Source organism: Mesorhizobium sp. M0030 (assembly GCF_040323695.1).
In the GTDB taxonomy this organism is placed as follows: domain Bacteria; phylum Pseudomonadota; class Alphaproteobacteria; order Rhizobiales; family Rhizobiaceae; genus Mesorhizobium.
Genome location: NZ_JAMYVE010000008.1, coordinates 233,761 through 246,056, shown reverse-complemented (window position 1 = coordinate 246,056; position 12,296 = coordinate 233,761). Strand labels below are relative to the sequence as shown.

Genomic DNA, 12,296 nt, shown 5'->3' with positions numbered 1-12,296 from the left:
CCGCTTGACAAAGCGCTTGATGCAGCCGGCCTTTTCCCTTTGTGGAGAGTCCCGCGCCGCCAAATGCAGACAACCACGATTTTTTCTAATCCTATGCGATGCGCTTCACATACGAGGTTGGCCAAGCACGCCATGAATTGCGCCATCCGAGACGCAGTTGCACCGACATTCATTAGCGCTCGTTAACTTTTGAGCGGATGGCGAATTGTGGGAATATGCAACCGTGTGCTAACGTTGGGTCACGTACGGTTTTAGAGCCGGTCGCCGGGGGTATCTGTGATCGATCTCGCACTCTGGCTTGCTCCGCTGGACGGTGAAAATCCGTCAGGCGAAGACTTGCGCAACGATCCGGCTTTTCATGAGCTGGAGCGGCTCACGGAGCCGCAGGTCAAGGTCGTCCATGACGGGCGCAACAAGCCAGCCGCGCAATCGACCATTCCGGTCGACTGGCCTGCCGTGCTCGGCAAGGCCGAGGAGTTGCGTTCGCATGGCCGCGACCTGCGCCTGCTCGTCATTGTCGCCCGGGCGCTGGCCAATGAAGAGGGATTGGCCGGACTGGCACAGGGCCTGACCCTGATTGCAAGGACCTTCGAGACGCATTGGGAGACGATGCACCCGGCGCTGCGGGCCAGCCCCCAACCACGCGAGGCCGCCTTGCGCCGCCTCAACGCGCTGGCCGACCTGCAGAACGGCCAGGAAGGCCTGCTGGCGAACCTCAGGCAGATGGTCTTCTTCGCGCCGCGTCCCATCGGGCCGATCAGCGGACGCGATCTCGAACAGGGTGCGCTCGACGATCGCGTCATGCTTCAGGAAGCGGCGTCGGGATTGAATGCCACGGAGAAGGCAGCACTGGTCAGCGCGCACGGACAGCTCCTGAACCGGGTGGGCAGCGGTTGTGCCGCCCATCAGGACCAGGCCGGTGAACAGATGACGGCGCTCATCGCCGGGGCGCACGCAGCGATCGAGGCGCTCGACGCGGTCGATGCGGCGCTGAATGCCCGCCTTGACAGCAACGGGGCCGCCGTCCCGGACCTGAAACGATTTTTGCAGCGCGTGCTGACGACGCTGGAACGCAATACGGCGGTCGAGACCACGGAAGAGGCAGCGACGAAGGGGGCGGCCAGCCCGGCTGCTCCCCCGGCAAGCCCGGCCGCGCCGGTCAGAAACGGTCATGGAGCCGAGACGATGGCAAGCTACGCGGAGACCGGTGCGGGGCTCCCGGACAGGATTTCCTCGCGCGACGATGTGGTGAAGTGCCTCGACCTTGTGGTCGCGTTCTACGACCGCACCGAGCCGTCGAGCCCGATCCCGCATCTCGCCCGCCGGGTGCGCAGGATGGTGCACATGGATTTCGTTGAACTGATGGAAGACCTCGCCCCGTCGGGGCTCAAGGAATTCCGGCTGCTCGCCGGCGTTCCCGACGCCAAGAAGACTGCCCAGAAGGATGAAAGGTAGCAACACATGCCAGCCGAAAGCAAAGCGAAGGTCATCGAGCGAAATCGCGCCCCGCGCGTGCAGATCGCCTACGATGTCGAAACCTACGGCAGCCCGACGACGATCGAACTGCCGTTCGTCATGGGCGTGATGGCCGACCTGTCGGGCGCATCGCAGACCAGGGAAGCGTCCAAGACGGTGCTCGACCGTTCCTTTGTCGAGACCGATGCCAACCGCTTCCCCAAATTCATGGAAGCGCTGGGACCCAGGGTCAAGGCGCGGGTGAAGAACACGCTGCCGCAGGCCGAGGGACAGGAGCGCGACGAAGAACTGGCGCTCGACCTGACCTTCACCAAGATGGGCGATTTCGCCCCCGACAAGATCGCCGAACAGGTCCCGCAACTGGCCGAAATCCTCAAGATGCGGCGCCAGCTCGAGGAGCTGCTCGGCTTCATGGACGGCCGCGTCGATGCCGAAAAGCGCATCGCCCAATTGCTGAACAACCAGCCGCTGCTTGGCCAGATCGCCGCCCAGGCGCTGTCCGACGACAAGGGTGAGGAATAGATCATGGCCGAACAGCAAAAGACCGCAGCATCCGTCGCCGAGGCCGAGGCCGTCGATCTCGGCGAATTCAGCCAGCTCTTGGAGAAGGACTTCAAGGTCAAGAAGGACGACAGCGAGAAGCTGCAGCAGCTGGTTCGCAACCTGGCTCTGGCGGCGCAGTCGCGCTCCGAGACGACGACGATTTCGTCCAACTCGATCAAGTCGATCAAGTCGTTGATCGCCGGCATCGACAAGATGCTGACGACCCAGGTCAACGAAATCCTGCACGCGCCGGAAGTGCGGCAGATGGAAGGCACCTGGCGCGGCCTCTGGTACCTCATCAACAACACCGAGACGGATCAGAAGCTGAAGATCCGGGTGATGAACATTTCCAAGGAGCAGCTGGCCGATACGCTCGAAGACTATGAAGGCCAGATGTGGGACCAGAGCCCGATCTTCAAGAAGGTCTACACCGACGAGTATTCGATGCTCGGCGGCGAACCGATCGGCTGCGTCATCGGCGCCTACGAGTTCTCCAACCACCCGCGCGACGTCGGCCTGTTGCGCAACATCTCCGGCATCTGCGCCTCGGCGCACACGCCATTCATCGCCGCCGCCTCGCCACGGCTGTTCCGCATGGACAGCTGGCAGGAACTGCCCAACCCGCAGGACCTGCAGCAGATCGTCTCCAACCCGGCCTACGCCTCGTGGCAATCGCTGCGCGAGAGCGAGGATGCGCGCTATATCGGGCTGACCATGCCGCGCGTGCTGGCGCGGCTGCCCTACGGCTCGGAGACAGTCCCGGTCAAGGGCTTCTCCTTCGAGGAGGAAGTGCAGGGCGATCACAACAAATATGTCTGGATGAACGCTGCCTTCCCGATGGGCGTCAACATCAACCGCAGCCACAAGCTCTATGGCTGGGGCACCCAGATCCGCGGCGTCGAAAATGGCGGCACTGTGCTTAACCTGCCGGTGCACTCCTTCCCGACCGATGACGGCTCGATCGCGATGAAATGCCCGACGGAAGTCGCCATCGACGACCGGCGCGAGGCGGAACTGGCCAAGCTCGGGCTGATGCCGATCCTGCACCGCAAGAACACCGATCTCGCGGCCTTCATCGGCGCCCATTCGCTGCAGGACGATGAGACGCGGGCGGGCCGCCTGGTCGACCCCGACGCCCAGTCCAACGAGCGGCTCTCCGCCAACCTGCCCTATCTGTTCCCGGTCTCGCGCTTTGCGCACTACCTCAAGGCGATTGCGCGCGACAAGGTCGGATCGTTCAAGGAACGCACCGACATGCAGATCTGGTTGACCGAATGGATCAACCGGTACGTGCTGGCCAACCCGGCCTTCGCCGACGACAAGGCGCGCGCCAAGCGTCCGCTTGCCGCCGCCGAGGTGCAGGTCGACAGCGTGGAGGGCCGGCCGGGCTACTACAACGCCCGCTTCTATCTGCGCCCGCACTACCAGCTGGAGGGCATCAATGCCTCGCTCAGGCTGGTGTCGGAATTGCCGTCCGTGAAGACCTGATTGCAGCAACCAAACCTTTGTTTGAAAGCGTGGAGAACGAAAATGCCCACAATGAAGATCGACGGTTTTCTGAAAGTTCCGGATATCAAGGGGCCCAGCACGCGCGACGGCCATGACGACGAGATCGAAATCCATGGCGTCGATTACAAGATGGTCGCGCCCTACGACCCCAATTCCCTCTCGCGCCGAGGCCGCGTGTCGATGGGCATGATCAAGTTCACCAAGCACTACGACAAGGCCTCACCCTATCTGGCCAAGGCCCTGTTCGAAAACAAGGCGCTGGACGAGGTCAAATTCTCCGCTCGGCGGACCATCGACGGCGAGAGCAAGGACTATCTGGTCGTTACCCTGACCGACGCCTCGATCATGGAATACGACATGTCGCAGGCCGATGATGAAGCCGACCTGATCCAGGAGGAAGTCTCCTTCGCCTACAAGAAGATCAAGTTCGTCTATGACGACAATGACGAAGCCGAAATGGATGTCTATGTCGGCAAGTGAGGGGCGAGCAAAGCGCCCTGCCGCCGACAAGGTACAGGCGGGCGGTTCACGGGCCAAGCGCGAGGCGGTACAGCCTTCGCTGTGGGACCGCCTCGTCAACGACCTGCCGGGCCTGAGCTCGGAGATAGACGGGCTCAGGCAGGCTCTGCAGGAGGAGCTTGGCGCAGAGCGCCTGGACGAGCTGCTGGCAGACGGACCGAGGCGCATCGACGCCGATGACGCATTGAACCCCGATCAGAAGCGCCGGCTGCACCGGCTGGCGTTTCAGAACCGGCACCGTGGCGAGCTTGAAAGCCGAGGCATCGTGGTGTCGCCCGATGTGCTGCGCGAGGCCGTGCGGCGCGACATCGAGGCGCTGTTCAACACCGAGCGTTTCGAATCCGCGCCGCTGCTATCCGATCTCGAGGCCGAGCAGATGACCGACAGTCCGACATCGCTGGCCGACTTTCCGGAGGTGCGCCGCAGCGTTGTCAATTATGGCGTGCCGTCCTTCTCCGGCCGGTCGTCGCGCGACTTCGATCGCGATGTTCTGGCACGCGAGATCCGCGCCGTGCTCGCCGCATTCGAGCCGCGGCTGAAGGAGAGCGCGACGAAAGTCACGGTCAACCTCGGCGACAAGACCGGCCTGAAGATCGAGATCGACGCCGTGCTGATCATGACGCCGACGCCCGAGCGCATGCGCCTGCGCACGACGATCAATCTCGACAACGGACTGGCGCGCACCGAGTTCAGGGAAGCCTGAGAGATGGACCGGGTCTTCGTAGAATATTACGAGGAGGAACTGTCCCACATACGCGGGCTGGCGGCGGAGTTCGCCGACATGCATCCGGCGGTTGCCCGCAATTTGTCGCTGGATACGGTGCCGTGTCCCGACCCCTATGTCGAGCGGCTGCTCGACGGCGTCGCCTTCCTCGCCGCGCGCACGCGCCTGAAGGTGGATGCCGAGCGCTCGCGGTTTTCGCGCAGCATCCTCGACGTGCTTTATCCCGATCTCGTCACGCCGGTGCCGGCAACCGCCATGGTGGTGCTGAAGCCCGGCCAGCAGGTGCAGACAATGCTTGCCGGCCACGTCGTCAAGCGCGGCACGCGGCTGGTCTCCAGCCTGCAGGCCGGCCTGTCGACACGCTGCACCTTCACCACCGCGCAGGACATGACGCTGTTTCCGATCGCGATCAGTTCGGTCGGCTATTTCCAGGACCGCAGCGCGCTTGCCGCCGCCGGCATCGGCCCGATCGCCGGCAAGGCCGGCGAAGCGGCACTTCGCATCACGCTGGCGCGGACCGGCAAAGGCAAGCTCGACGAACTGGCGCTCGACCGGCTCGACTTCTATTTCGCCAACCGCACCAAGGCGCCGCTAATCTTCGACGCCATCTTCGGAGTCTGCTCTGGTGTCGGCGCTCGACCGGAAGGCAAGACCAATCCATTGTCGCCGCTACCGCCGCCGGAGATGGTCGGCATTGCCGATGCCGAGGCGCTGATGCCGCGCACGCGGCCGACCTTCGAAGGCTACCGCCTGCTGCGCGAATATTTCATGATGCCCGAGCGCTTCCATTATGGGCGCGTCACCGGCTTGCTGCCGGTCGTGCGCAAATGCCAGGCCGGGCTCGAAATCATCTTCCTGTTCCGGCGTCCGGTGCCCGAACTCGCCGATCTGACGCCGGCGGATTTCGATCTCTTCGCCACCCCGATCATCAATCTCTTCGAGCGCGAGTGCAACATCGTCGAGCTCGACCAGCGCAAGACACGCCAGGTGCTGCATGCCGACCGCACGCGGGCGCGCGACTTTGAAATCTACCGCGTCATCCGCGTCGAAGACGCCGATGCCGAGGGACCCGACGCGGAGATACCGGAACTCTTCAGCCTTGGGCAAAATCGCGGCAGCGGCTGGGTCTATTCGACGGAGCGGCGGCCGCGCCGGCCGACCGAGGACGAGCGGCGCCAGGGCGTGACGCGGACCTCCTATGCCGGCGACGACGTCTTCCTGGCGGTGTCGCGCCCAGTCAACAGTCAGGCCAACCGGCCGCTCAAGCGCGTCGATATCATGGCGCTTTGCACCAATCGCGACCTGGCCATCCTCGACGACACGCCGACCCTGACGCTGGAAGCCGGCGACCCTGTGGAGACGGTCCGGCTGCTCGGCGCATTGCGTTCGCCGCAGCCGGCGATCCCGGCAGCGCTGCCGACCGGCGCCGACGGCGAGTCGCGCGCCGACGACCTGGCCTGGCGGCTGGTGTCACAGCTGGCGCTCAACTTCCTCAGCCTGGCCAAGGAAGGCCGCGGCGTCGATCCGCTGCACGCGCTGCTCGATCTCTATGCCGAGCGCGGCGACCCCGGGCTCGCCCGCAATGTGCGCTCGATCGTGCGCATCGACTCGCGCGCGGTGATCGAAAGGCTGGCGATCGAAGGGCCGATGTGCTTCGGCCGCGGCACGGAAGTGACGCTGCATGTCGACCAGTCGGTGCTGGCGGGACAGAGCACTCTGCTGCTGTCGGGCCTGCTGTCGCGGCTGTTTGCCCGCCATGCCGGCATTAACGGGTTCGTGCGCACGCGCACGCGGTTGCTCCAGAAACAGGAGGATGTGCCATGGCCGATGACGCCCGGCAATCGCTACCTGATCTAGAGCGAGCCGCAACCCTGTCCGAGAGTTTCGACTTTTTCGAACTGCTGCGCCGGCTCGAACGGCAAGGCGGCCTGTTCGGCCATTCCGGCCGGCCGGACCGCGAGCCGGCAAGGCTCGGCCAGAATGTGCGGCTGTCCTTCGCAGTGCAGGACGTGGTGGATTTCCGCGAGCCGACGGACAAGTCGCCGGCACGCGTCACGGTCAACAATCTCGGCCTGCTCGGACCCGAAGGGCCGATGCCACTGCATCTGACGCGCTGGGTGCTCGATCGCCTGTCGCAACGCTGGTATGCCGGCGCCGAGGCGCGGCAGACGAGCGACACGACCTTCGTCGATTTTGTCAATATCCTGCAGCACAGGATGATCGCGCTCTACTATCGGGCCTGGGCGGATGCGCATCCGGCTGTGCAGGTCGAACGCGGTGTCGGCGGCCGCGTCCGTTCCATGCTGGAAGCGATGGCCGGCATCGGGCTGCCGGGCACGCAGGATGCCGAACTCGATACAGTAAAACTTCGCCAGGCCGCCTCGCTCGCTGCCCAAGTCGACGGCCCCGAGCGACTGACGCTGTTCCTGGCCGAAGCCTTCAAAGTGCCGGTGGTGCTGAAGGAGTTCGTCGCGGCCTGGATGACCATCCCCAAGGCGCTGCAGACGCGGCTTGCCGGCAGCTATGCCACGCTCGGCCGCAGCGCCACCATCGGCCCGCGCAGCTTCAGCCGGCAGAGCCGCATCGAGCTGCGCATCGGCGCGCTCAGCTATATCGATTACAAGGCCTTCCTGCCGGGCGGTGAGCGGCTGAAGCTGTTGAAGCAGGCGGTGCGCGACCTGATCGGCGAGACCATCGATGTCGATCTCAGGATCGTGCTTGCGGCAAAGGCAGTGCCGCCGGCGAAGCTCGGCACCGTCCAGCTTGCCCGCACCACCTGGCTGGCGCGACCGGTCGAAAAGGGGGACGCCGACGACATGCGGTTGCGGACCATCGTCGGCTGGCGGGAAGAGGTGGCGGCATGAGCCTGCTTCTGATTCTCGAACAGGGACCACGCGCGCAAGTCACGCGGCAGGCGCGGCTGGACGAGGGCGAGCTGGTAATCGGCCGCAGCGCCGACGCCGACTGGCAGATCAACGATCCCGACATGTTCGTCTCGCGCGCCCACTGCAAGATCACCAGCAAGCAGGGCGGCTATTTCGTCACCGATACCTCCAGCAGCGGGTTGTTCATCGACGATGCCGCCAGCCCGCTCGGCGCGGGAAATACCGCGCGCCTGCAAAGCGGCATGCGACTGCGACTGGGCGACTATGTGGTGTGGGTCGATTTGCAGACGGCGAAGACCGAGGCGCCGGCCTCCAGGCCTTCAGCGCCTGCCAGTAAGCCGGCGGCGTCGCGGGCGCCGGTCAGCCTCGGCGGCGACGATTTCTTTTCGTCCACCACGGAAGAAGAGCCGGGACGGCCACGCCCTGCCAACCTGCCCGATCCATTCGAAAAGCCGGTGCCCGGCGCATTCGCGCGTGCGCGGTCCGATGAACGCAGCTCGCAGGCGTTCGACGATCCGTTCAGCCTCGACCCTGTGGCAACGCCGGTGGCCGAGCCCACTGACAGAAACGGCGCCAAGCCATCGTTCGACGATCCCTTCGGCCTCGACTCCGCGCCGCGGTCGAGAGAGCCGAGCAGATCCAATCCTGAGAAGCTGCCGGCCTACGATGACGGGTTTGGTTTCGGCCCTGCCGGGTCCACCAGCCTCGACGCCGGCGTGACGGATGGCGGTGCAACCGATGCGCCCTCGCCTGCCCCCTCTGCAGCGCCCTGGGATCTGCCAGTCCGCGCGGTCGAGCCATCGCCACCGCAGCCACCGCCTCCCCCGTCTCCACCGCCACCACGCGCTCCTGTCCGCCAATCCGCGGCGCGGCCGTCAGCCGGACCGTCGGACGCGGAATTGCGCGCCGCTTTCCTGCGCGGCATGGGCATGGACGAGGCCGATTTTCCCGGCGGCGATCCGGTGGCCGACATGGAAAAATTCGGCCGCGAGTACCGGCTGATGATGGAAGGGCTGATGCAGCTTTTGCGCAAGCGCGCCGAAGAGAAGGGCAACGCTCGCGTCGCGCAGACCGTGGTTGGCGCGTCCGAGGTCAACCCGCTCAAATTCCTGCCCTCGGTCGACGATGCGCTGGTGACCATGCTGGCCGAGCGCAGCCCCGGTTTCCTCGGCGCCGAAGCGGCGATCAAGGACGCGGTGCGCGATCTGGCGCAGCATCACGTTCGCGCCTGGCGCGGCGTGCAAGGCGCGCTCAAGCGCATGATCGACCGCTTTGATCCGGCGGCGATCGAGCAGGAACTGAAGTCGAGCTCGGCGATCGGCAATCTGCTGACCGGCGGGCGCGGCGCCAAGCTCTGGGAATTGTACCAGAAACGCCACCGTGAAATCGCTCACAGCGCCGAGACGCGCTTTCTGGGCGAGATCGGCGCTGATTTTCGTGATGCATATGAGGAGGACTGAGACATGATCGACAGACGCGAATTTATCCTTGCCATCGGGGCGACGGGACTGCTGACGGCTTGCCAGAGCGGCCCGCCCAAACCATCCGTCATCACAGTGAATCTTGCCGGCGGCGCCGGCATGAACCCGGGACCGGGCGGCGGCGACAGGCCGGTGACGGTGATGATCTTGCGGCTGAAAAGCACCGGCGCCTTCAATTCGGCCGATTATTTCGCCCTGCAGGGCGGTGCCGGCTCCGCACTTGGCGGCGATCTCATCGGCTCCGACACGATTTCCGTCGGACCCGGCAAGACCGCATCGAAGACCATCACGGTCGAACCGGAAGTGGCCGCACTCGGCTTCGTCGCGCTGATCAGGGAACCCACCGGACGCAACTGGCGCACGACCAAGTCGGTGTCGCCGGGATCGAAGTTCACCGTCAATGTGAAGCTCGGCAGCGGCGGCATTTCCGCCTAGCGGCGGCGGGTCCGCAAAGCCGCGCCAAGGTGACGAGCAGGAAGCAGAGAGTGCCGGCATGAGCGATGCAAACAGGGTGCTGTGGTCGGAGGGGCTTTTCCTTCGCACCCAGCATTTCCAGCAACAGGACCGCTTCTTCGAAGCGACGGTGCGCGGCGCCTTGCAGGCCGGGCATCTGCATACGTTCGGCTTTCGAACGCTGACGCTCGATCAGGCACAGCTCGATGCCGGCCAGATTTCGGTGCTCTCGGCACGCGGCATCTTTCCAGACGGGACGCCGTTCGCGATCCCCGAGACGATGGATGCGCCGCGGCCGCTGGCGGTGACGCCGGAGATGGGCGCTGGACCGGTGCTGATAGCGCTGCCGCTCGAGCCGCCAGGCGGCGTCGGCTTCGACCCTGCTCACGCCGAGCCGTCCGGCGCGCGCTATCGCGGCCGGATCGTGTCGGTGCGCGACGCCGTGCATGGCGGCTCCGATCCCGAGGAAATCGAGATCGCACGGCCGCAGGCGCTGTTGCTGGCGCCGGGCACGGCCGTCGGCGGCTACACCGCGCTGCCGGTGGCCGAACTCAAGGGCGTGCGCGCCGATGGCGGCGTGGCCTTGGACGACACCTTCCTGCCGCCGACCTTGGTCATCGGCGCGGCGTCCTGGTACAGCCGCCTGCTGCAGGAAGTGGTCACCGGCCTCGACCAGATCGCCGAGGCGCATGGCAAGATGGTGCTGGGCGGCCCCGGCCGCAGCGTCGAGGATCTTCTGATCCTCAATTTGGTCAACGCCGCGCGGCCGCGGCTGGCGCACATGCTGGCGCAGGACGTGTTCCATCCGGCCGAGGTCTATATGGAGCTGGCCGGTCTCGCCGGCTCGATGGCGACCTATGGCTCGAGTGCAAGGCGGCTCGGCGAACTGCCTGTCTACGACCACATGGCGCCAGGCCCGGCCTATTCGGCGCTGGCCGACGCGCTGCGTTCGCTGATCCTCAGCCTGCGCTACATCGAGCCGAAATCCCGCGCCCTGCCGGTCATGCGCCATGCGACCAATGTGTGGAAGATCCGCATCGACAACCCGAAACTTCTGGTGGCGAGCCGCATCGTGGTGCGGATCGGCTCCGAACTCTCGGAGGATGCCTTGCGCAAGATTTTCGTCAACCAGGCGACCGTCGGCTCGGCCAGCGAATTCGAAGGGCTGTGGAAATCACGCCTGCCCGGCATTCCGCTGAAGCCCCTGCATTCGCAGCCGCGCGAAATTCCCTATGACGGCGACCGGCTGTGCCTCGAACTGGACCAGAAAAGCGAGCACTGGGCCTCGCTGCTCGAAGCGCCCGGGTTTGTGATCGGCGTTTCGGGCGTGCTGCCCAGCGAACCGCAGGTCGACTGCTACTCGGTCAACAGGTGAGATGATGAGCAGGGACGATCCATTCGGACTGTCCGAGGATCGGGAGCGGACGCGCATTCGGCTGAGCGGAGCGCCAACGCCGCGCGCCATGCCGCTGCCGGCGTCAGGGGTGACCGCGAAACGCTCCGCGCGCGCGCATCCGAACGTGCTCGTCAACGCGTTCTCGCCGCTGCTGGAATTTGCACCCGAACTCGAAAACGCGCAGCCGCCTGAGAACCCGGAAGCCCTGCGCACCAGGCTGCTCGACGAACTCGTGCGCTGCCGCGACGCCACCATGGCACAGGGATCGTCACTTGAGCGCGCCGACCAGGCCGCGTGGCTGGTGGCCGCGTTGCTCGATGATCTGGCGCTGAACACGCCGTGGGGCGGCGCCAGCGCATGGCCACGCCAGCCGCTGGTGGTGATGCTGCGCGGCGACGTCGATGCCGGCGCGCAGTTCTTCGCCCGTCTTGAAGAGCTGGAGCGCCATCCCAATCGCGACCGCGAAATGCTGGAGTTGCAATATCATTGCATGGCGCTCGGCTTCCGCGGCAAATATCGCGTGCCGGGCCGCTCCGGCGACCGTTCGCTCAATGCCGTGCGTGTGGCCGCGGCGCGCTTCCTGCGCGACAGCGACGCCGAAGGCGCACAGCTTTCGCCCAACTGGAAGGGCGTGATCGCCTCCGACGAGCCGCAGCGCTTCATCGTGCCGATCTGGGTGATGGTTGCGGCAGCGGCGGTGATCGCCACCGCCATTCATATCGGGCTGTCGATGAGCCTGAGCAGCCAGGCGGTCGAGCTTTCGGCGCTGGTTCGCGCCTTGCCGCCGCCGACGCGTACGGATGTCACCCGCGCTTCGCCGAAGGTCGACGCGCCGCCGCCGGTGGCGGTGGATTTCGCGCTGCTGCCGGAATTCCAGGCGGCAGCACCCGACGAGCTCAAGAGAGCGCTGAGCGGCACGGAGAGCGTGTCGCTGGCGCGGCTGGTCATCCAGGCCTCCAATCCCGAACTCTTCCAGTCGTCGCGCGCGCAGCTGACAGACGGCTTCGATCCGCTCATCGCCTCGGTCGCCAAGGTGATCCTCGAGAACCAGGAGCTGATCGGCGATATCACCGTGGTCGGCCACACCGACGGCGTTCCGTTGCAGAAGACCAACCCACTGTCCACCAACCAGCGGCTGTCGGAAGCCCGCGCCGCGGAAATTGCCGATATCCTGATTCAGAACGGCGTGCCGAAGGAGCGCGTGCGCTCCGAAGGCCGGGCCGCCACCGATCCGGTGGCCGACGACGGCACACGCGAAGGCCGGGCCTTGAACCGCCGCGTCGAAGTGCTGGTCGAAAAGAGGCTGTGAC

11 protein-coding genes are annotated in these 12,296 nt (G+C 65.5%); all 11 read left to right on the top strand.

Going from position 1 to position 12,296, the window contains the following annotated elements; genetic code table 11:
• Positions 1-276: 276 nt before the first annotated feature.
• The 11 genes from tssA to icmH are packed head-to-tail and all read left to right on the top strand — an operon-like array spanning position 277 to position 12,295.
• Positions 277-1,455 carry a type VI secretion system protein TssA gene (gene tssA / locus NKJ80_RS18170; protein WP_023687034.1) on the top strand — a complete coding sequence of 393 codons (1,179 nt, stop codon included), beginning with the start codon at positions 277-279 and terminating at the stop codon, positions 1,453-1,455.
• Between the two features lie 6 nt (positions 1,456-1,461).
• Positions 1,462-1,998, top strand: coding sequence for a type VI secretion system contractile sheath small subunit (gene tssB, locus NKJ80_RS18165; protein ID WP_023673718.1), 537 nt, complete (start codon positions 1,462-1,464; stop codon positions 1,996-1,998).
• 3 nt (positions 1,999-2,001) lie between these two features.
• The gene (gene tssC, locus NKJ80_RS18160) at positions 2,002-3,507 is read left to right on the top strand and encodes a type VI secretion system contractile sheath large subunit (protein WP_023682611.1); all 1,506 of its coding nucleotides are present in this window, start codon (positions 2,002-2,004) and stop codon (positions 3,505-3,507) included.
• Positions 3,508-3,558: 51 nt separating this feature from the next.
• Entirely contained in the window at positions 3,559-4,008 is a 450-nt protein-coding gene (locus NKJ80_RS18155; protein WP_023673716.1) for an Hcp family type VI secretion system effector, read from the top strand.
• Positions 3,995-4,750, top strand: coding sequence for a type VI secretion system baseplate subunit TssE (gene tssE, locus NKJ80_RS18150; protein ID WP_023673715.1), 756 nt, complete (start codon positions 3,995-3,997; stop codon positions 4,748-4,750). Before NKJ80_RS18155 ends, tssE begins: the two co-directional genes overlap by 14 nt.
• A 3-nt stretch (positions 4,751-4,753) precedes the next feature.
• Positions 4,754-6,628 carry a type VI secretion system baseplate subunit TssF gene (gene tssF, locus NKJ80_RS18145; protein ID WP_023682613.1) on the top strand — a complete coding sequence of 625 codons (1,875 nt, stop codon included), beginning with the start codon at positions 4,754-4,756 and terminating at the stop codon, positions 6,626-6,628.
• Entirely contained in the window at positions 6,592-7,635 is a 1,044-nt protein-coding gene (tssG, locus tag NKJ80_RS18140) for a type VI secretion system baseplate subunit TssG (RefSeq protein ID WP_023673712.1), read from the top strand. Before tssF ends, tssG begins: the two co-directional genes overlap by 37 nt.
• Positions 7,632-9,116 carry a type VI secretion system-associated FHA domain protein TagH gene (tagH, locus tag NKJ80_RS18135; protein WP_352498068.1) on the top strand — a complete coding sequence of 495 codons (1,485 nt, stop codon included), beginning with the start codon at positions 7,632-7,634 and terminating at the stop codon, positions 9,114-9,116. Before tssG ends, tagH begins: the two co-directional genes overlap by 4 nt.
• Before the next feature lie 3 nt (positions 9,117-9,119).
• Positions 9,120-9,572: a type VI secretion system lipoprotein TssJ gene (tssJ, locus tag NKJ80_RS18130; RefSeq protein WP_023735638.1), complete on the top strand. Its 453-nt coding sequence runs from the start codon at positions 9,120-9,122 to the stop codon at positions 9,570-9,572.
• 58 nt (positions 9,573-9,630) lie between these two features.
• Entirely contained in the window at positions 9,631-10,965 is a 1,335-nt protein-coding gene (gene tssK, locus NKJ80_RS18125; protein WP_023709959.1) for a type VI secretion system baseplate subunit TssK, read from the top strand.
• Between the two features lie 4 nt (positions 10,966-10,969).
• On the top strand, positions 10,970-12,295 hold the full coding sequence (gene icmH, locus NKJ80_RS18120; RefSeq protein WP_023804377.1) for a type IVB secretion system protein IcmH/DotU: 1,326 nt from the start codon (positions 10,970-10,972) through the stop codon (positions 12,293-12,295).
• Position 12,296 lies beyond the last annotated feature (1 nt).